At 39.7% G+C, this 20,100-nt stretch carries 25 protein-coding genes; 18 read left to right on the forward strand and 7 right to left on the reverse strand.

The genetic code is table 11. The annotated features are described in order from the left end of the window. Nucleotides 1-10 precede the first annotated feature (10 nt). On the forward strand, nucleotides 11-484 hold the full coding sequence (locus ACO03U_RS07040) for a GAF domain-containing protein (RefSeq protein WP_204687615.1): 474 nt from the start codon (nucleotides 11-13) through the stop codon (nucleotides 482-484). A gap of 205 nt (nucleotides 485-689) precedes the next feature. Next, nucleotides 690-917 (forward strand): hypothetical protein, encoded by a 228-nt coding sequence (locus tag ACO03U_RS07045; RefSeq protein ID WP_204687612.1) that lies wholly within the window; start codon nucleotides 690-692, stop codon nucleotides 915-917. Nucleotides 918-1,758: 841 nt separating this feature from the next. Here the strand turns inward: ACO03U_RS07045 and ACO03U_RS07050 are convergent. From ACO03U_RS07050 to ACO03U_RS07070, 5 genes are all read right to left on the reverse strand, one after another. Then, complete coding sequence (locus ACO03U_RS07050) at nucleotides 1,759-2,901, reverse strand: tyrosine-type recombinase/integrase (protein ID WP_204687767.1); 1,143 nt, start codon at nucleotides 2,899-2,901, stop codon at nucleotides 1,759-1,761. Between the two features lie 110 nt (nucleotides 2,902-3,011). After that, nucleotides 3,012-3,878, reverse strand: a complete 867-nt coding sequence (locus ACO03U_RS07055; RefSeq protein ID WP_204687766.1) for a DNA adenine methylase — start codon at nucleotides 3,876-3,878, stop codon at nucleotides 3,012-3,014. 50 nt (nucleotides 3,879-3,928) lie between these two features. After that, nucleotides 3,929-5,548: an ATP-dependent nuclease gene (locus tag ACO03U_RS07060; protein ID WP_204687765.1), complete on the reverse strand. Its 1,620-nt coding sequence runs from the start codon at nucleotides 5,546-5,548 to the stop codon at nucleotides 3,929-3,931. A 149-nt stretch (nucleotides 5,549-5,697) separates the two neighbouring features. Next, nucleotides 5,698-6,102: an ImmA/IrrE family metallo-endopeptidase gene (locus ACO03U_RS07065; RefSeq protein WP_204687764.1), complete on the reverse strand. Its 405-nt coding sequence runs from the start codon at nucleotides 6,100-6,102 to the stop codon at nucleotides 5,698-5,700. Between the two features lie 19 nt (nucleotides 6,103-6,121). Next, nucleotides 6,122-6,433 (reverse strand): helix-turn-helix domain-containing protein, encoded by a 312-nt coding sequence (locus ACO03U_RS07070; RefSeq protein WP_204687763.1) that lies wholly within the window; start codon nucleotides 6,431-6,433, stop codon nucleotides 6,122-6,124. Between the two features lie 301 nt (nucleotides 6,434-6,734). Between ACO03U_RS07070 and ACO03U_RS07075 the strand changes: the two genes are divergently transcribed. Beyond that, the gene (locus ACO03U_RS07075; RefSeq protein WP_161870050.1) at nucleotides 6,735-6,917 is read left to right on the forward strand and encodes a helix-turn-helix domain-containing protein; all 183 of its coding nucleotides are present in this window, start codon (nucleotides 6,735-6,737) and stop codon (nucleotides 6,915-6,917) included. 135 nt (nucleotides 6,918-7,052) lie between these two features. Here ACO03U_RS07075 and ACO03U_RS07080 read toward each other — a convergent pair whose 3' ends face one another. Then, a complete protein-coding gene (locus tag ACO03U_RS07080; protein ID WP_204687762.1) occupies nucleotides 7,053-7,241 on the reverse strand; it encodes a hypothetical protein in 189 nt (62 codons plus the stop codon). A 101-nt stretch (nucleotides 7,242-7,342) separates the two neighbouring features. Here ACO03U_RS07080 and ACO03U_RS07085 point away from each other — a divergent pair, with 101 nt between their 5' ends. The 10 genes from ACO03U_RS07085 (at nucleotide 7,343) to ACO03U_RS07130 (ending at nucleotide 13,567) form a co-directional block, all read left to right on the forward strand. Continuing rightward, nucleotides 7,343-7,591, forward strand: a complete 249-nt coding sequence (locus tag ACO03U_RS07085; RefSeq protein WP_204687760.1) for a DNA-binding protein — start codon at nucleotides 7,343-7,345, stop codon at nucleotides 7,589-7,591. Between the two features lie 251 nt (nucleotides 7,592-7,842). Further along, nucleotides 7,843-8,124, forward strand: coding sequence for a hypothetical protein (locus ACO03U_RS07090; RefSeq protein ID WP_204687758.1), 282 nt, complete (start codon nucleotides 7,843-7,845; stop codon nucleotides 8,122-8,124). Continuing rightward, nucleotides 8,121-8,948, forward strand: a complete 828-nt coding sequence (locus tag ACO03U_RS07095; RefSeq protein ID WP_204687756.1) for a helix-turn-helix domain containing protein — start codon at nucleotides 8,121-8,123, stop codon at nucleotides 8,946-8,948. The genes ACO03U_RS07090 and ACO03U_RS07095 overlap by 4 nt, the downstream gene beginning before the upstream one ends. Continuing rightward, complete coding sequence (locus ACO03U_RS07100; protein WP_204687755.1) at nucleotides 8,945-9,172, forward strand: hypothetical protein; 228 nt, start codon at nucleotides 8,945-8,947, stop codon at nucleotides 9,170-9,172. Before ACO03U_RS07095 ends, ACO03U_RS07100 begins: the two co-directional genes overlap by 4 nt. After that, a complete protein-coding gene (locus ACO03U_RS07105) occupies nucleotides 9,172-10,521 on the forward strand; it encodes an AAA family ATPase (protein WP_204687753.1) in 1,350 nt (449 codons plus the stop codon). Before ACO03U_RS07100 ends, ACO03U_RS07105 begins: the two co-directional genes overlap by 1 nt. After that, a complete protein-coding gene (locus ACO03U_RS07110; protein ID WP_204687751.1) occupies nucleotides 10,521-11,555 on the forward strand; it encodes an ATP-binding protein in 1,035 nt (344 codons plus the stop codon). The genes ACO03U_RS07105 and ACO03U_RS07110 overlap by 1 nt, the downstream gene beginning before the upstream one ends. Before the next feature lie 13 nt (nucleotides 11,556-11,568). After that, nucleotides 11,569-12,168 (forward strand): hypothetical protein, encoded by a 600-nt coding sequence (locus ACO03U_RS07115; RefSeq protein ID WP_204687749.1) that lies wholly within the window; start codon nucleotides 11,569-11,571, stop codon nucleotides 12,166-12,168. Nucleotides 12,169-12,180: 12 nt separating this feature from the next. Next, nucleotides 12,181-12,609 carry a replication terminator protein gene (locus ACO03U_RS07120; protein WP_204687747.1) on the forward strand — a complete coding sequence of 143 codons (429 nt, stop codon included), beginning with the start codon at nucleotides 12,181-12,183 and terminating at the stop codon, nucleotides 12,607-12,609. A gap of 6 nt (nucleotides 12,610-12,615) precedes the next feature. Continuing rightward, the gene (locus ACO03U_RS07125) at nucleotides 12,616-13,362 is read left to right on the forward strand and encodes a hypothetical protein (protein WP_204687744.1); all 747 of its coding nucleotides are present in this window, start codon (nucleotides 12,616-12,618) and stop codon (nucleotides 13,360-13,362) included. Nucleotides 13,363-13,372: 10 nt separating this feature from the next. After that, nucleotides 13,373-13,567 (forward strand): hypothetical protein, encoded by a 195-nt coding sequence (locus tag ACO03U_RS07130; RefSeq protein ID WP_204687742.1) that lies wholly within the window; start codon nucleotides 13,373-13,375, stop codon nucleotides 13,565-13,567. On the opposite strand, the gene ACO03U_RS07135 is transcribed toward ACO03U_RS07130, so the two are convergent. Next, nucleotides 13,536-14,216 (reverse strand): DUF4145 domain-containing protein, encoded by a 681-nt coding sequence (locus tag ACO03U_RS07135; protein WP_204687740.1) that lies wholly within the window; start codon nucleotides 14,214-14,216, stop codon nucleotides 13,536-13,538. The two genes, ACO03U_RS07130 and ACO03U_RS07135, sit on opposite strands and share 32 nt — an antisense overlap. Nucleotides 14,217-14,272: 56 nt before the next feature. On the opposite strand from ACO03U_RS07135, the gene ACO03U_RS07140 reads away from it, so the two are divergent. The 5 genes from ACO03U_RS07140 (at nucleotide 14,273) to ACO03U_RS07160 (ending at nucleotide 20,085) form a co-directional block, all read left to right on the forward strand. Continuing rightward, the gene (locus ACO03U_RS07140) at nucleotides 14,273-15,865 is read left to right on the forward strand and encodes a DEAD/DEAH box helicase (protein WP_204687738.1); all 1,593 of its coding nucleotides are present in this window, start codon (nucleotides 14,273-14,275) and stop codon (nucleotides 15,863-15,865) included. Nucleotides 15,866-15,879: 14 nt separating this feature from the next. Next, a complete protein-coding gene (locus tag ACO03U_RS07145) occupies nucleotides 15,880-16,359 on the forward strand; it encodes a hypothetical protein (protein WP_204687736.1) in 480 nt (159 codons plus the stop codon). Further along, a complete protein-coding gene (locus tag ACO03U_RS07150) occupies nucleotides 16,360-18,603 on the forward strand; it encodes an AAA family ATPase (protein WP_204687734.1) in 2,244 nt (747 codons plus the stop codon). It begins immediately after the preceding gene. 432 nt (nucleotides 18,604-19,035) lie between these two features. Next, nucleotides 19,036-19,431 (forward strand): RusA family crossover junction endodeoxyribonuclease, encoded by a 396-nt coding sequence (locus ACO03U_RS07155; RefSeq protein ID WP_204687732.1) that lies wholly within the window; start codon nucleotides 19,036-19,038, stop codon nucleotides 19,429-19,431. 225 nt (nucleotides 19,432-19,656) lie between these two features. Next, a complete protein-coding gene (locus tag ACO03U_RS07160) occupies nucleotides 19,657-20,085 on the forward strand; it encodes a hypothetical protein (protein ID WP_204687730.1) in 429 nt (142 codons plus the stop codon). Nucleotides 20,086-20,100: the final 15 nt, after the last annotated feature.

Genomic DNA, 20,100 nt, shown 5'->3' on the forward strand with positions numbered 1-20,100 from the left:
AGCGAATGTCATGAGCTGGACTATAGAAGCAAAAAAAGCCGCGTATGAATTGTTATTATTGCAACAAAAAGGACTGCTGGAAGCGGAAAGTAATTGGCTGGCCAACTTAGCCAATTCCTCAGCACTTCTCAATGAAACCCTGAAGGAAACCGTGTTTGCCGGTTATTATCTCTTTGACGGGGAAGAGCTCATCTTGGGGCCTTTCCAAGGGCGAGTATCTTGCACCCGGATCAAACTCGGTAAAGGGGTTTGCGGAGAAAGCGCGGCGACTCAGCAAACCTTAATCGTCCCCAACGTCAAAGAACATGCCAACTATATTTCCTGTGATGGGGCGGCCATGAGTGAAATTGTCGTTCCGATGGTAAAAGCTGGCGAGCTTGTGGGGGTTTTGGATATCGATGCCGGTGTCTTTGATATGTATGATGAAGTGGACCAACAGTTTTTGGAAGAATATGTACAACTGTTGCTAGCTAGTAAAGCCTAGCGCAAGGGAAGTCTCTGTTAATTTGTGGCAGAGGCTTTTTTGAATAGTTTTCCTTTGAACAGGGGTGGTTTATCAGAATAAATAATTAATGACAGTTTAATAAAAATGTGAAAATGAATAGAATTTGATGAATAAAAACGTTGACAGTGCTTGGGAGGCGTGCTATCATAAAATTACAAAATGATTAGATATAGGGGAGAATACTATGAACAGTGAGAGCATCCAGCTAGGCCAAGCCTACGAATGTAAACCAGTGGGACTTAAGCGCAAAGTTATCGGAGAAGTCATTCGAAAGATGGAAAATTGTGTGGTTGTCAGTGTCAATCGCTATGATTATGTCGATCATGATGAAATCCAAGAACGTTGCGGCAATGTCGTGGTTCGCTATGAGGAAGTTTATGGCAAAGCATTAGCTTGTTGCTTCTTTAGCTGATTCTGATCATTTTGTAGACGTTGATCGTCTAAGTTCGGCAGGGGGAAAATGAAAAAGACAGCGAGAAAACAGGACTTGTTGTTGAATGGGGAGGCAGTCGTTGGTTACGACTGTCTATTTTTATGGATATAGAATTTATAAAAATTTAAGCCCTAAAAAAGTTTGATGTATCAGGAATCAAATGGCCTATCGTGCCTACCTTGTGATGCCCGAAAAAGGTGAGATTTAGCGACCTAGGAATTGGGTTGACGGTAGCTAGACCGGCAAAAGCCAAACGAAAAATCTGTTTGTCTTTTACCTTGCGCATTCAAACTTAGAGTAAGTGGTGCAAGCACCACAACTCTAAGTAATTCATTACGCATCTTTAGAGCTACTGTCAATCCAATTCTACTCTGCTAAATCTCACCTTTTTCACGGTACATATGCTACCCTACAAGAAAATAATTTGCTGGATTTACGAAGTAAAGGAATAAATCGCTTATCGATAAAACAGGACAGACTTGCTGGAGTAGAATCTCTCGGGTAGTAGTGTCAAGGATGTCTGAGGGCTAAAGGAGCATATCGCATACAGTTCATCTAAGCAGAGTTCGCTAAGATGAGCTAGCAAAATGACAATTACTCTTTAGTTAGCATTTAACGGTCCCACTACAACCCGAGGGATTCTCCGGAAGCCAGTCTGTCCTGTTTTCTTGTATCCAAAAAAAGCGCCAAAACCCTTTATCTAAAAGGATTTTAACGCTTAGTCAAAAGTGGTAAAAACTACCAATGGAGCTGGCGGGAGTTACTTCGTTACTGATGTACCAGTGATTTAAGGGAATTGACCATCTAATTGACCATACGTTTAAAAATCTATGAAATTATCGAACTCACTTGCTAGCTTTTCTTTTGATGCTTTTGAGATATGCGCGTAGGTATTCATGGTAGTACCAATATCCTCATGGCCAAGACGATATTGGATATCTTTAAGAGTGGCACCCATCTCAATTAACAAGCTAGCATGAGTATGTCGGAAGCCGTGGGTAGTGATTCGCGGTAGTTGCTTCTTAGAGACCTTGTCCATCTCGTCCTGTACGTCCAGTAACCATTTTCTTGGCGTATCCATACTCATGATGTCCGTAGCCTTCACGGCGTTCTCATGGCCAAATATAAGATAGTCATTTGTGGGTGGCTCAATAAACGATTTCCATTCTAATAATCTTTCTAAAGTCTTAGAATCAATAGAAATAATTCTGGTTGATCCAACTGTTTTAGTGTCATCTATTTTTAATCCATTCTCATCTCTACTGATAGCTTGGTGAATATCAATAACGTTTTCCTCGCAGTCAATATCATTCCAGGTCAACGCCAGAGCTTCCTGTTTTCTCATGCCAGTCATTGCGAGTAGCCTAAAGAGAGCCTTTGACTTTGGATGACCAATACGATCAAGACATTCAAGGAACAGTTTCAGGTTTTCTTTTTCATAGAAGGCATCATCTTCTTTTTTCTTTTTCTTGGTTTTTGGCTTAATGATTGAATCAGTAGGATTTTTGTCAATTAGCCCAAAGCGGACAGCGTACTTAAATACTAGTCCAGTGTAATTCATAAACTTTGTAGCTGAAACATATTTTTGAGACCACTTATCCATTTGTGCTTGAAGCATAAGTGGCGTAATTTCCGAAATGAACATATCACCGAATGCATCCAATACATGATTTTTAAAGATGCGTTTTGTTTTTAATAGGGTAGAACCACGTACAGTTTTTTCGTACTCGATAATCCATTGATCATAAACTTGCTGGAAAGTTTTAGGCTTGTCAGCAGCAGTCAGTCCCTCGGCATATTCGGTTTGTAATCTTGCTTCGGCAATTTTAGCTTCCTTTTGGGTCTTAAATCCACGTTTAGTAGTATAGACTTTCTTACCTGTTTTCGGGTCTTTGCCGAGGTAAGTTTTAAAATACCAAGCTTTTTCACCGTTCTTTTTGATGTATTGCTTGATCATTGCCATTTGTATCCATCCTTTCAATTTGATACAATAGGCGTAGTTAAATAAGCCTATTGTAGGGTTATTTATGTGATGGCACATCCGTTAGCTTGCCGGCGAGGGGATGTGCTTTTTTACATTAAGTGAATTTTTTCCCAAGAATCAATATGTGTGATTGGACTTGAGAATATTAGTTCTGTTGCCTTCTTCTTTTGATTTGCGGAATAGTTTAAGACATATTCAAAGCTATTTTCGACTGATGAATACATTTCAGAAATTTGTGGTGCTTTATCATATGTCAAAATCCAATAGTAATCATCCATTTCAAGTATTTTATCTCTCATGAGTAGATGTTGGTCATGATTATAAAATGAAAGATATAATGATGAGCCTTGCTTGTAGTATGGAGGATCAAAAAAAGTAAAGAGCCTTTCTCTTGGATAGTTGTTTTTTAAGAAATCTACTAATTGATATGCATCAAGATTAAATAGATCAATTCTATCTCGTTGGTTTGCGATTAGCCGTATTTTTTTTATTAAGTCGACTTTATTAAAGCGACAATCAATTTTATACTTGCTTTCTTGTGCTTGACCACCAATAGGACCGCCTAAAATAATTCCACTAACATTCGTTCGGTTTAAAAAAAATGTTGCAAAAGCTCCAGTTAGAGAATTTGGATCTCGGCCATATTTTTCGTAAAGCTTTTTTTGAATGTGCCATTCCTCGAGAGTTACTTCAGTTTGGTTTATTAGATCTATGAAAGCCTCAGTTCTGTTGAGAATCATGTTCCAAAAAGAGTAGATAGCAGGATCATAGTCATTGATCACGATTCTAGAAACGCTATTATCCAAAAGTAATCGAATTGAAATACCTGATCCACCTGCGTAAGGCTCACAGTAAATAGGGTTGACTAAATTATTTTCACTGATGATTTTATTTACAAATTTCCACAGTTGACTCTTTCCGCCGGGATATCGAAGTGGAGATTTTGTTTGTGGCATATTTATCACCTCAATTCCATACTAGCAAACAATTAGTTTTATGGCCATAGCTAGATATTTATCTGTTGGTTGATTTTTCCAAATGTGGATTTAAAATTATTTACGAATAGATTTACCTTATCTCTATTGTCTTTAACCCAATATTTCATGAGGATACTTATAAAGTATTTATTATCTTCAAACCATTTTTTATATTTCATTTGGTCTGTAAAGGTATCATAAATACTGGAGTGAATTCCGTTTTGCAATACAATGCGCTGTGACCAATTATTTTCTGAGATAACTGGGTCTTCAAAGAAATCATGAGTATCAGGGATAGAGGATACATAATTCCACATCATCTGTTCTATATTGGGAAAGTCCGGTGATTCTCCAGGTAGTATAAAAATATTTGAAAGCTGTTCATCGATTGTTAGTGGGTATCCCTGAATCATCCCTTTTAGTTGTACAAGTTTATCGGTTTTATTTAAGTCGGGATCGAGCACTGTGATATAGTTTTTAAATGTTTCGATATCTGAAGTTATTAAATTAATAACATGAGACCACGAAATATTGATGTTTAACATATCGATAGAGGGTGAATAGTTTTCAAAAGCGAATAGTTCTTCAAGAAACCAACGAGCAGTTCCGTCTTCGGTCAGTACCTTTACTTTATTAGTTCTGGTAATTGCACCTGTATAAGTATCAGTTAAATCATTTACAAAGAATACTTTTGAAGGATTTTCTTTTTCATTGATACCATTTGACAATCTGCGTAAATATGAAACTTTTATTTGACGTGTATTATTATTCTTAATTCTAGTTTGGGTGATGTATTCTAAAAGTGATAAGCTGTGTGTAGTGAATACGATTTGAAGTTTCAAATCAACAGATTGTTCAAATAAATAATCGAATAGTTTTCTTTGTGCTGCAGGATGGAGAGTTGCATCCAGTTCATCAATTAGCAAAATTCCACCATGGTAATTCTCAGGATTTTTTTCTTTAAGTAACTTAAATGAAAGTACCGATAGGATAATCTGCCCCACATTATCTTGCCCAGAAGAATTGGCAGTATCGGAATATTGATCTGATTTAAATCCTGTTTTTAGTTTAGGCGTTTCTTGAATATCAATACTTCTTGCGTGTAAATTATCGCCAAAGTTCAATGATAGTATTGAAGTATGCAATTTGATTAGTTCAGATTCAATATCTTTAGGTAAGCTCTTTTTTGCCTTTGTCCTGGCTTCTCCAACAGGATAGAGTCTAGATAGGCCTAAATAAAAAGTAGGCCATTTTAATTTGCTTTCAGTATCTCTTATTCCCGGTATTTTTTTAGGTATTAATCTGTATCTCTCCTTTTGAAAAAGTGCACGAAATCTTAGGCTTTCAACCCAAATATCCTTTTCGGACTTTCGCGGAACATCTTGAAATGTTAATACTGCTTTATCACCTGTAGTATCATATTCACGATCTCCAACAATGATGTCTGAAAATTCTCCCCTGAATAAAGAACCATTGATATGAGTAGCATCTTCTTTCTTTAGCTCTCCACAATTACTCAATACAGCTAAAATTGTCGATTTTCCAATACCATTGTGACCAGATATACAAGTGATATTGGGAGATAGTTCAATTTTCAACTCATTTTGAAATGCTCTAAAATCATGAATTGTAACACTTCTTATCCACATCTGAAATTCCACCTTTGTTAGACAAACTATTTAGAAATTTTTTAGCTTAAATTGCATTTTCATCCTAATGCCAACTTGAATTCCTCAACTACAGTAGTATAGTCGAAGTGCCCACCACTCAGAGCTGCAATTCTGGTCGGGGTATTTTTTTATCCATAATTACTCATTGTTTCGCGAACACAGCTTTCTAAATTCGAAGGGATGCGATAATACTCCATGAATTTAACTGCGTTTAAATGTTCTTTTTCAAAGTCGTACTCGTTGCACCAGATGAATAATAAAATATCGATAGCTATCCGGTTCGCTTCAAACTCTAATTTTTGTCTACTGTAATTGGTAGCGTGGTACAAAGCAGAAAACTCCTCATGCTTCTCGATACAGTGGGCCAGTTCATGAGATATTTCAAAATCAGAATTGCCATCAAGTAGCTGGTTGCTAATAAAAATAGCTTTTTCCTCAGCAAAATAAATCCCACTTCGTTCCATATCCACAAAATGTAGTTCTAATCCCATATCTTTTACTAGCTTTATCAAGTGGCTATTAATTTCATGCATAAATGGCTTCACTTCACTTTTATTTGTTTTCGGCAGCTCTTTTCGCAGCTAATACAGATTTCAAAAATTCGACCTCTTCATCGGTTACAGGTTCGCCGTCAAAAGCGAAGACGCCATGCTTTTCTGCTAGTGATGTTTTCTCTTCTCTTCCAAGAAGGTAGTCGATGCTAACGCCGAAATAGTCGGCTACTTTAGCCAATCCATCTGAGTTTGGTGAAACTCTTTTCCATTTGCTAAAGTATCCATTTGAGTAGCCCAACCGTTTTTCAAGCTCACGAACAGATATACCTCTTTCATTTGTCAATTCCTGAATTTTTTCGTATGGATTCATTGATATGTCAACCTTTCTGGGGTGACAAGAAAAAGAAATAGAATAAAACTCTATTTAACGGTTGACCGTTTAGAGTTTATGCTCTATACTAATTCTTGTAAACAAGTTCGGCAACAAAAAAGACAACAAAAAATACAACTTACAATAAATAGCTAACCGCCAAGAAAGCTTTTAAATTAGTGTTTTTAATGTCTTATTTAGCTATGCACTTAGTATAGAATAAAACTCTATTTGTGTCAACGGAGTTTAGAAAATAGTTGTCGAACTTGTTTCAAATTAAAAAAGAAAGGAGAAAGAGTCTATGGCTAATGTTCAAGATGCCAAGAAAAGAATTTTACAGCATTTTGAGAGTAAAGGATGGGAAATCCCTGATGTAGCAAGTGCTTTAGGTATTTCAGAACAGTATCTTAGAAGAATTTTGAATAAACCAGAAGAGCACTTGAAACAAATCACTGACATCATCTCATACTACAAAATTCGATAGGAGGAAAACGGAAAATGAGGAAGGATGAATCAACTGGAATCACCGTAACAGCGCAAGTTGAAACATTTGAACAAGCAAAAGAACTCCTAGCGGACCTAGAAGTTCTAAATGAAAAGTATAAAGTTACTGCGAGTGTTAAGGTTTTTCCTCAGGCAAACTTTGAAGCGTTTTATGAACAGACTGAATGATGTTGTTGATTGATTTCAGGTCAAGTCCATATACCTCTGTGCTACCACCGCTACTAAGTGCAACTTTTGTAGCAGGATGGGCATTGATTACAGCGATGGCTACATCAATGGCTAGTTCCTTATCAGTTTTACTCATTGTTAACACCCCCTTATCAGTATTTCAGCTGACCACTAGCTGATAAGAAAAGTATACAACAATGCTAATTAAATTATCAAAATTCGATAGGAGGAATCTTTATGGAATGGAATGCCATTCGAAAGCTGATTAACGAATATCTGGATCAAAAACTTGCAGCTTTGTTGAATACATTCGTCCCTCGAAGGTATCTCAACCAGCAGCAAGCCATCAGATACACTGGCACGTCGGCAAAAACTCTGAATGACTGGCGAGACCATGGCATGAAAGTGATTATCTTCAGTGAAAAAAGCCGTCCTAAATATGATGTGAAGGACTTAGACGAGTGGATGGAGATGCACAAGGTATGAAAATATTTCTGCTCGCCGCTATCGTCGGCTCTGTCTTACTAGTCCTATCAATGATTGGTGAAAGGAGAATGAAATGAAGTTTATTTTTCGAAATATTGCTTGTTCGTGGATATTGTTCGACATCTTACGTTTCTTTATAGAGTGGAAGATGGCATTGCTTTGGGCCATTCCAATTTGCTTGTTGCTTTTCACCTTTTACGACGATGCAGAAGTTAAACGAACCAATCAAAGATCGGGAAGGGGCTAGAGAAATGTTTGAAGAAATCACTTTAACTAACGATCACCAGCGAAAAGAATTTCTGGGTGATTACTATGAAGATCCCTGGGAACACATTCGGTGCGATGAGGAGCTTGGATTGAATTTTTATCGGGTTACGTTTCGAGATGGAAGTTTCATCACTGCCGTGGAAAGTCGAAGAGGATATCATATCCCACCTTTGTTGACATTAACCAAGCCTGGTCAACCGTATTTCCCAGTTCGAAGTACTCAAGGAGAAATGATAGCTCACCTAAAGAAGGTGGCTGGAAAATGAAAGCTTGGACAACTAAAGAAATTCAGTATCTCATTAAAAATGCACTATTAGCTGAAACTAATGAAGTCCTTAACTTACAAGAGATAGCAAAAAAGCTCAATCGTACCGTTCAGTCAGTTCGGAATAAAGTTTATAACTTGCAACGAGATGGAGACTTGCCAAAGGTTCAAAAAGAGTTGGCGATTGATTCTTATAAACGTCCTTGGACTGAGAGAGAAGATAAACGACTTCTTGCCATGAGGAATCAAGGACAAACATATTTAGAAATTGCTAACGAACTTGAGCGGACTGTCACTTCAGTTAGTAATCGAGCTGCTCGTTTAATCAAAAACAACAAAGCAAAACCTCTTATAGCTAGTTGGACTGCAGATCAAATTTCTGTGCTAATTGATAACGTCAAGTTTGATGAAAATGGTTTTGTTCATAATTATGAAGAGCTTGCTCGACTAACTGGTATGAAATATAGCCAAGTCCAAGGGAAAGTTCAGCGGTTGAGGAAAACTGGAAAAATCACAGTAATGCCGATTGAGGGGACAACAAACGTTAAATCCAAAGAAGCTATGCAACGATTTAATGATCAACGATTTGCTCACGTTCAGCGGAAGGAGAATTCAGATTTGAAGAAAGAGATGAATGAGCCTAAGTCAAATCCAGAAGTAACTTCGAAACATTTAACAGTAATTATTACGACGATAGTGATCAATGGAATTCAAACAGATCAATATTTTTTACCTAGTGGTGAATTATTGGCAATAAAAAGGCTGACCCCGCCTGCAAGCAATGGGTCAGCAAATCAATCTATTACTAAGGAGATTATATCATGAAATGTGCAATGTGTGGACGTACTCCGGACCAAATACCTGAGTATATCAATCTAGCAAAAGGAAGCGATTATCAATCTGCTGATGCAGCGGTGCGGTATGAAGAGGGGACCTACCATCCGGCTTATGACAAGTTTATTTGTACTGATTGCTACGTCAAAGCTGGTCAGCCGTTGATGTCCGATGTCTATGAACTTTATGTAAGACAGAAAGGGAGTGCTAACTAATGGCCGTAAAAATTAATAAACTCGAAATCGAAAACGTCAAGCGCGTCAAAGCAGTGAAAATTGAGCCAACCGCTAATGGCCTAACCATTGTGGGTGGAAATAATAATCAAGGTAAGACTAGCGTACTAGATGCAATCGCTTGGGGCCTAGGTGGTAATAAGTACAAGCCTAGTCAAGCGCATCGTGAAGGCTCTATTAATCCACCGCATCTCCATATTGTCATGAATAACGGCTTGATTGTGGAGCGCAAAGGAAAAAATTCAGATTTGAAGGTAATTGACCCTAACGGACAAAAGGGCGGCCAGAGCCTCCTAAATAGCTTTGTAGAGGAGCTTGCCATTGACCTTCCAAAGTTTATGGATTCTACCAGCAAGGAAAAGGCAAATACATTACTTCAAATTATCGGTGTTGGCCCTCAATTGTATGAATTGGAACGCTTAGAACAGGAAATCTACAATCACCGTCACGCAATTGGTCAGATTGCTGATCAGAAAAAGAAATTTGCAGCTGAACAAATCTACTATCCGGATGCCCCTAAATTACCCGTCGAAGTTAGCGAGTTAATTGCCCAACAGCAAGAGATTCTAGCAAGAAATGGCGAGAATCAACGGAAACGGGAACAGGTACAAGCAATTGGTCAACAATGGGAGCTTGAACGCCAGCAGATTGAGCAAGCCCGTCAACAATTGCTGCGGATGGAAGCACAACACGCTGAGACTTCCAAAAACCTAGAAATCGCCCAAAAATCAGCTGTAGATTTGCAGGATGAATCAACCGAACAACTGGAACAGAATTTAGCTCAAATTGATGAAATCAATCGGAAGGTCCGAGCCAATCTCGACAAAGAAAAAGCCGAAGATGATGCCAAAGAATACGAAGCTCAATATATTGCTGAGACCACCAAGATTGATGAAATCCGTCGTCAGAAAGCTGAACTACTAAATAACGCTGATTTGCCTTTGCCTGGTCTATCCGTAGTGGAAGGCGAGCTGACCTACAATGGCCAACGCTGGGACAACATGTCCGGGTCTGATCAGCTGAAAGTTTCTACTGCTATTGTCCGAAAACTGAAACCAGATTGTGGCTTCATCCTTTTGGACAAGTTAGAGCAGATGGATATGCAGTCATTAGAAGAGTTTGGCAAGTGGCTTGAACAGGAAGGCTTACAAGCAATTGCTACACGGGTTTCTACTGGTGATGAATGTGAAATCATCATCGAAGATGGCTATGCAATCAAAAATGAGACTGTAGCATCGGCTCAACTATCTGGTGAAATTACCGCAGCAGCTGACAGTTTGCAATCAGCGACGAAGCCAATTCAACAAACATGGAAAGGAGCAGCATTTTAATGAATATCACAACAGGACGTATTCCTAAAGCTCAAAAGGTGGTTTTGTATGGCGTGGAAGGGATTGGTAAATCAACTTTTGCCAGTCAGTTCCCAGACCCACTTTTCATTGACACCGAAGACTCTACTCTACACATGGACGTGAAACGGTTTGATAAACCCACTAGCTGGACTATGCTTCTGCAGCAGGTCGAGTACGTCAAAGTCAATCGTCCTTGTCAAACCTTGGTCATCGATACTATCGACTGGGCGGAGGAAATCTGCAAAAAACACTTGATGGCGGCTAACGGTTGGAATGGCATTGATGCAGAGGGCTATGGTAAAAAATTTGTCGCTTTAGCTAAAGAGATGGGAACCCTCTTAGATAAGTTAAGTGAGGTAATTGATGTTGGAATCAATGTAGTGGTCACTGCCCATGCCATGCTCCGGAAGAAAGAAGAACCCGATGAAATGGGTGCATATGACCGGTACGAGTTAAAACTCGAAAAGAAGACGGCTCCCATCGTCAAAGAATGGTCTGACAATGTTTTGTTTGCCAATTACAAAACTACCATCATCACGGACAGTAAAACGGAGAGTAAGAAAGCTACTGGTGGTCAACGGATGATGTATACAACACACCGCCCAGCGTGGGATGCTAAGAACCGCTGGCAGTTGCCAGATGAATTACCATTCGACTATTCACAAATTGCCCAAGCATTTGAGCAAGCAACAGTTGGTGTCAATCAACCGTCAGTAACCGAAGCTCCACAGCCGTTTCCATCACCAGTAGATGATGTCCCGTTGCCTGAACCACAACCAGACTTTTCGCCTGATCAACGGGCCGAAATCCCACCGGTTGTCCCTCAAGGATTAGCTGATTTAATGCGTAATGACGGCGTGAGCTATGAAGAAATTATGCAAGTGATCTATGTCGGTGGCTTTATGCCACAAGATACGCCTGCTGAAAATGTACCAGTTGATTTATGGAATTACCTTGCTAGTAACTGGGCCAGTGCTTTAGGCCTTTTAAAAACACAAATTAGAAATTTTTAGGAGGAAATAATTGATGAATAACGAAAACGAAGTAATTGGATGGGGCGACAGCTTCCAAGCAGAGGAAAGTTCTTTCAAGCTTCTACCAGCAGGAGAATACAATTTTACAGTTACAGGTTTTGAACGAAAAATTTACGACGGAAATAGTAATAAAATCCAGAATGGTACGCCATACGCAGAAGTTACATTGAAAGTATCAGGTGCGGAAGGCGAGTCTGAAGTATCTGATCGTATTTTCATGCTAAAAAAATGGCAATGGAAACTGACTCAGTTTTTTGCTGGTATTGGTCAATCTCCAATTATTGGACAACCATTCCAACCAAATTGGAGCAATGTAGTCGGTAGTCAAGGTCGCGTGAAGCTAATCGTCAATAAATATACCAAGCGTGATGGTAGTGAGGGTGAATCAAATCAAGTTGATGAATACTTGCCAGGTGGACAAACTCAAACTGTCTATACTCAGCAACCGACATATAATCAAGCGCCACAACAGCCAAACTTCAATCAACCACCAATGCAGAATCAGCCACAACAAGGATTTACCCAACCACAGCAAGGTTTTAATCAGCCACAACAGCCACAAGCTGGTGGATTCCAACCAGGTGCATTTTAGGAGGACGGATTTATGACTAAAGAAATTGATTTGCAACTCTCAGAACTAGCAAATGGCGCCATTCAGGAAAAACTGAATGGCGAACTCGAAAAAGTATTTGCCAATATTCATGACCCTAATACACCAGCAACTGCCAAACGCGGCGTAACAATCAAACTTGAATTCAAGCCAGACGAGAACCGCCAAGTTGTCGCTGTATCGAGTGATTTTTCGGTGAAAGTTGCACCCGTAGAAGGTGTTTCCACTACTGTGTTAACTGGTAAAGATTTGGTGACGGGTAAAGTGGAAGCTCACGAGTTGAAATCTGCTGTTCCTGGTCAAACTTATATTGATCCAGACGATGGCCAAGTGAAAACAGATGTTGGTGTTCCGGTTGATGTGGTTGAAAAAGAAATGCAAAAAAATCAGCAAGTCATTGATTTGCAGAAAAAGAGAGGGTAATAAATTATGACAATGACAAAAGAAGCACTTCAGTATTTGATGGAGCAAGGAATCAAGCCAGAGGATCGTTTAGTTCAAGTTGATGAACGTTGGTATGCCATCAATGCAAATGGTGAGGCTAAAGAGATTATGCTGCCAAGAGTGTTTAATGCGGAAGAACCACTCCTAATTAATACCTTGTCTGGCTTTGTAAATTATGTAAAAGCGAAACTTGATCGTGCGAACCAGCATTTGATTGTACACATTAAAAACGCAAAGGAAGTTCATTTGAAAGGATTACTCGCAGAAGATGGTAGTCGTGAAGTTTTGGCAACAGCTCAACCATTGATTCCCCGTTTTGATTTTAATCATTTCATGGATATGGAATCTTTCGTTATCGCTTTACAGTCAAAATTTGTAAAAAATGATGATCGCCAAATTTTACTCCAAGTCGCGGGAAATGTTGCCGAAGAAAATGTGAAAAAAACAGGTGATGACGGCGTGAGTCAAGCTGTCACTATTAATAAAGGCGTAGCTAGCAAAGCGGATGTAAAAGTTCCCAATCCGGTAGAATTGGCACCGTATCGCACATTTTTGGAAGTGGAACAACCTACAAGCCAGTTTATTTTTCGGATGCAAGATGGACCTCGTGGTGCCATTTTTGAAGCAGACGGCGGGGCTTGGAATAATCAAGCAATCGTTAATGTTCGTGAATATCTGAAAGAGCAGCTATCGGAAGAGATTGACTCTGGCCGGATTACAATTATTGCATAGGAGGAAAATAATGAGTATGGAAATCGATATTTTTCAAAAAAATGAAAAGGACAACCCGATTAACGTCGAGGTTGTCCAATTAATTAAAGTAACTTTGAAAAAAGGAAGCGGAGGATTATCAGATCCGGTTCATCTTGTAGATTATTTCTACGATTTTGAAGGGAAATGCATTACTACTCGCGATGACCAATGGGAGGATGATTGATCTTCAATTGTACTTCAATTAAGTCGATGAAAATATTCAAATAATCTTTGAACATTGTGAAATCTACCTGGTCATATTTTTCTTTGAAGTGAGTATAGTCATTCCCTTTCAAACGGATAACATCTGCTACTCTTTGAAAATCGACATTTGGTAAATAATCTTCAATAGCAGCATAAAGTTTTTTCCTGGTTACTTCATCTTCATTTTTATGAAGTTCTGCTATCGCATAGTCTTTTATTAATATTTCCAGAGCTAACCGATATGCTATGCCAGCACTAGTTAAGAAACCAGCACTTTCACTGTAGTACCCTTCCTTATAAATCTCTACAAAACGTGGGGAGAGATTTTTAATTAATTCTGAAAAATCTCTCGGAGTAGGTGATGGATAGATATATAGATAATGTAATTTTTTATCGTTAATATCTTTCCTAGTATGACCAGTAACATATTTATTAAAGCAATTAGTACACTTCCAACTAATTGTTTGTAATTTTTCATTATTGTAGTAGTCCACAATATCACAGCCAATCATAGTGGGTGAGTTCGCGACACCACAAATAGGACAATTTTTTGGAATGGTGACTTCCATGTTACTTGTAATACTTGTAGTAGTAGTAGACCACTTTCTAGTAACGAAATCATCTGTCATTTTAGCTCCAACTTTCTATTTTTTTCTAATTATACCAACAAAGAAAGGAACTTTCTATGCAACTAAGACCATATCAGCAGGAAGCCCGTGAAGCCATTCAACGGGAATGGTCAGAAGGTAAAAAGCGGACATTACTAGTTTTGCCCACAGGATGCGGCAAGACGATTGTGTTCTCAAAAGTGATTGAAGACCGGGTGCGTGAGGGCGAGCGTGTGCTTGTCCTTGCCCATCGGGGAGAATTGCTTGACCAGGCTTCCGATAAACTAGAAAAGTCGACAGGACTTAAAACAGCAACAGAAAAAGCGGAACAGACCAGCGTCGGAAGTTTCTTCCGGGTAGTCGTTGGATCCGTACAGACCATGCAACGGGAGAAACGGCTTAGCCAGTTTCCTCCCGATTATTTTGACACGATAGTAGTAGATGAGGCTCACCATTGCATTAGTGATGGCTACCAGCGAGTGCTACAACATTTTGAACAGTCGAATGTCCTGGGTGTTACTGCAACTCCTGACCGTGGAGACATGCGAAACCTAGGAACTTACTTTGAATCATTGGCCTATGAGTACACGTTGCCAAAAGCTATTAAGGAAGGTTTTCTTTCCCCAATTAAGGCACTAACGATTCCCTTGAAGCTAGACTTAACAGGAGTAAAGCAACAAGCCGGGGATTTCTCCACACGAGATTTAGGCACTGCATTAGATCCCTATCTTTATCAAATAGCTGACGAAATGGTGAAACATTGTCAAAACAGGAAGACAGTCGTTTTCTTGCCATTAGTCAAGACGTCTCAAAAGTTTCGGGATATTTTGGAAGACCGGGGTTTTAGAGCTGCCGAAGTTAATGGTGAATCGAAGGACCGGGCAGAGATTTTAGAGGACTTCGAGAATGATAAATACAACGTACTTTGTAACTCTATGTTACTAACAGAGGGCTGGGATAGTCCGGCTGTGGATTGCATCGTAGTTCTCAGACCGACTAAAGTGAGATCACTATATAGCCAAATGGTTGGGCGAGGTACCCGACTACACGAAGGTAAAACAGAATTATTGTTGCTTGATTTTTTATGGCACACGGAGCGTCATGAGCTTTGCCACCCGGCCCATTTAATTGCTACTAGCGATGAAGTGGCCAAGAAGATGACTGAAAACATAGAAGAAGCCGGTGTAGCTGTCGATATTGAAGAGGCTGAGTCGAAAGCAGCTGAAGATGTGGTAGCAGAACGGGAAGAAGCGCTAGCTAAACAGTTAGCTGAGATGAAGCGTCGTAAACAAAAACTCGTGGATCCATTGCAATTTGAGATGTCTATCCAAGCAGAAGACCTGTCGAGTTACGTGCCATCATTTGGCTGGGAAATGGGGCCACCGAGTGACAGCCAAATCAAGACATTAGAAAAATTCGGTATTTTACCAGAACAGGTCGACAATGCCGGCAAAGCATCGCTATTACTGGACCGTTTAAATTTCAGACGTAGCGAAGGGTTGACTACACCAAAGCAGATTCGCTTCTTGGAACAACGCGGCTTCCAGCACGTCGGGACCTGGCAGTTTGAAACTGCGCGTAAAATGATTGCTCGGATTTCTTCAAATGGTTGGCGAGTGCCTTTGTCGATTAACCCAGCTACTTTTAAAGAAACTGACATGATCAATTAGGGAGGTAAGTATTGATGAAAAATGATTTGACCCGTGATGAATGGATAGCAGTTGGACTAGCTTTTTTCTATGGACTGGATAATGTTCCAAAAAATCTTATGGATCACTATGTGAATGGCAGAAAGAAAGTTATGAAGATTGCAGAACAACTTATTGATGAACCAATAAAAGGGTTTGGTAGTCAATCGCTAAAGGAACAATTACAACAAAAGCAAAAAGATTCGCATCGAATTTGGTTTGAGCGTTGGTATGAAAGTGAACATCTAGAAAAAGAGCTCGAAATTGCAGCTTTGCAAAATTATTCGGGCTATAATATTAACATTTCGAACGAACACGATGCGTACCTGAAACGTCGCTTACGAGACCCAAGAACAATCGAAATGTTACGCGAAAAAATCCCTTCAATCAACATAACTTATGAAAAAAGAAATGTCACAGGATTGTTCGGAACAACTTCAACTTATGAAAAAATCCTCTTTGATTGGAGCGATTAGATGTCTGAATCAAAATTGAACCTAATCGAATTGTTGGATTATATTGACCCATCAATGCTGAATTATCAGGAATGGGTCAACGTTGGTATGGCACTAAAGCACGAAGGCTACACGGTCAACGATTGGGATGAATGGTCCCAACGTGACGGAGGACGTTACAACGACGGCGAAACAGAAAAGAAATGGAATACCTTCCAAGGGACAAACTCTCCTGTGACTGGCGCTACTATCACCCAATTAGCTAAGGATAACGGCTGGCATTCCCATTATGACGATGACAATTCATTCCTAGATTGGAATGATAGTTTTATTGCTACCGATGTGGATAAAGGGTACAAACTAGTCAAAACGGATTGGGTTCTGGGAAAAGAAATCAAGGAACCAACTGAACAGACTTGGAATCCTTCAAATGAGGTAGTCAAGTATTTAGAGGCACTTTTTGCTCCAGGGGATATCATCGGCTATGTGAATGATGGTTATCTCCATACAAAAGGTGAAACAGAAAAATGGCTGCCAAAAGCGGGCGTCTATACCAAGACAGCTGGTGAAATCATTGACGGTCTTCGACGGTACCAAGGAGACATTGGTGCTGTTATGGGAGACCCCAATCAGAATAGCGGGGCTTGGATTCGATTCAACCCTTTAGATGGTCAAGGGGTTAAAAATGATAATGTCGTCGATTTTCGTTATGCGTTAGTTGAATCTGACAATATGGACATCGCCAAGCAAAACGAAATCATTCGGGAACTTGAATTGCCAGTTGTAACTTTGACTTATTCTGGCGGAAAGTCTCTTCACGCTATCGTGAAAGTAGATGCTGTGAACTATCCACAATACCAGGAACGAGTGGACTATCTTTATAAGATTGTCGAAAAAAATGGACTTCGGGTGGATAAACAGAATAAGAATCCTTCACGGCTGACCCGCCTTCCTGGTTTTATCCGAGGCGACAAGAAACAATTCCTTGTGGATACCAATATCGGGAAAGCTTCTTGGGAGGAATGGCAAGAATACATTGAGGACATGAATGACAATCTTCCGGATCCCGAAAGCCTAGCTGATTTGTTTGAAACAAAAATCGAACTGGCTCCTGAGTTAATCGGTGGCGTTTTACGACAAGGCCATAAGATGTTAATCGCTGGTCCGTCAAAAGCCGGGAAGTCTTTCTCACTGATGCAACTTTCCATTGCCATCGCCGAGGGTCGTCAGTGGATGGGATTTAATTGCACGCAAGGCAAAGTCCTGTACGTCAATTTGGAATTGGATGAGAAATCAGCCAAGATGCGATTCATTGAAATTTATAACCGACTTGGCCAAGGGCATGAACATGTCTCAAATATTGATGTTTGGAATCTTCGCGGGAAAACTTCTCCAATGGACAAGCTGGCACCTAAGCTAATCCGCCGGGCACAAAAGGAAAATTACATTGCGGTTATCATTGACCCAATTTATAAGGTGTTGACGGGTGATGAGAACAGCGCACACGAGATGGCAAATTTTACCAATCAGTTCGACAAGATTGCCACTGAATTAGGATGTGCAGTAATTTACTGTCACCATCACAGCAAAGGTTCGCAAGGTGGTAAAAATTCAATGGACCGCTCGAGCGGCTCGGGAGTTTTTGCTCGGGATCCCGATGCCATTTTAGATTTGATTGAATTGCCTGTTACGGAAGACCGCTACATGGCTTTGGAAAATGAAATGATTTGTCAGACTTACCTTGATGCCATTCGTAAGTTTAACCCCGGATACAAGGAAATTAGCCAAGACGACCAGTTCAGTAAAAAGCAGATGGAACATCATTTGATGGCCGCTATTCACGCCCAGCCAATTTTGAAAGAAATCAACGATCAGAAAAATGCAGCCGTTGAATCAGCAAGGCAAGCTACCGCATGGCGGCTGGAAGGAACGTTACGAGAGTTTCCGAAATTCAAGCCGGTGAACGCCTGGTTCAAATATCCAATTCATATTTTGGATGAATCGCTGCAGGACATTAAGTTAGAAGAGGACCCAAAAGAGAGTTGGAAAAAGGGAACAGCTAAATCAAATGAGAGTCGCTCTGAAAAGACACTAAAGGAATTAGAAGAGGCATTTAATATTCTCTCTGAAAATGGAGAACCAGTTGAAGCTGTGGCAATCGCTGATTATTTGGATATTTCTAGAAGTGCTGTATACAAGCGTGTTAAAAAACACAAGGCATTAGTTGTTGATGGTGGAACCATAATGAAGAATGATGAGCAATAGTTGTTACCTCTATTTAGAGTTCACTGGAGGTAACAAAACACATTTGTTCGTGTAAGGCTAAATAGAGTTCACTGGAGGTAACAGCTTTTAAAACACTGTCACACCGCTGTTCGTTTACCCTGTGATATCTCCCCTTGGGGGGATAGATATCACAAAGGGTAACAACGCTACAGCTTGATGGATTTCACAAGAGAAAAAGAAATAGAAAAGGTAACAAATAAATAACGAAAATGAGGTGGTAACAATTGCGAAATAAATACTCAGGTTACTGCTACCGCTGTGGTGGTTTTGTAAATAAAGGCGAGGGTCATTTTGAACGAATTAGAGAAAATAATGGTAGCCACTGGAGGTTGCAACATGCTGATTGTGCGATAAAATATCGCGGAACAAAAATCCAGGGTAATGGTACTCGCCCGGAAAGGAAGATAATTGATGATTGAATTTTTTATGCCAATGGCTAAAGTCCCGACAACTACTCACCAGCAAAAGCAAGTGACTGTCAAAAATGGAAAGCCGGTTTTTTATGAGCCACCGGATTTAGTAGCAGCGCGGGCTAAGCTGACTGCGCACCTGGGACCGAACACACCAAAGAAAAAATTTACTGGACCGGTTCGATTGATTACTAAGTGGTGTTTCCCCTTGTCGGGTAAGCATCAGGATGGGGAGTGGAAAGCGACAAAGCCAGATACAGATAACCTTCAAAAGTTACTAAAGGACTGTATGACGGATCTAGGTTTCTGGAAAGATGATGCGCTGGTAGCTAGTGAGATTGCAGAAAAGTTTTGGGCTGAGGTGTCAGGAATCTATATCAGAATTGAGGAGTTGTGATGGACTGGAAAGCATTCTTTGATGATCTTCAAAAATGGATGGCTGCATCGAACCAAGTTCTCCAACGTTGTTCATTTGATTCAGATGAATATTGGGAATGGCTCGTGCACTCACTAGGTGAGCTTGGGAATAAATACAACAATCATCCATTGGTTAATAGGATATTGAGTGCGGTTATTTCTTTTCAAGATGACATGTATATGCAGTCAAATGGGAGGTAGTAGTTTGAAAGAGGAAACAAAACGAAAAAAATATTATTTGAAAAAGTATCGCCGGTGCATTACAAAGATTGACCGTTTAGAAGAAAAACTTTCTGAGTTGGATTTCAAACTTGAAGGATTGAACAGTAAAGAAATTACTGATATGCCCCGAGGTGGACAGCCTCTTACGCTTGATGAATTATTAGTTCGAAAAGAAGAATTGAAAACCCGAATTAATAATTTAGTTCAATCAAGTCATAGGATTAGACAAGAAGCTTGCTTTGCTTTCGACGCTTTGGATGATGAACGGTGTGCTGAAGTTTTAGAGATGTATTTTATTGATCTCTTGTCTTTTGATGAGATTGCTGAATCGAAGCATTATTCTTTTCGTCATGTAACTCGGTTATATAGTCAAGGGCTGGAAGAGGTGCGAATTGCTAATTTTAGGTCATAGGCAGGACATAAATAT

The organism is Enterococcus diestrammenae (assembly GCF_049384045.1).
Classification (GTDB): domain Bacteria; phylum Bacillota; class Bacilli; order Lactobacillales; family Enterococcaceae; genus Enterococcus_C; species Enterococcus_C diestrammenae.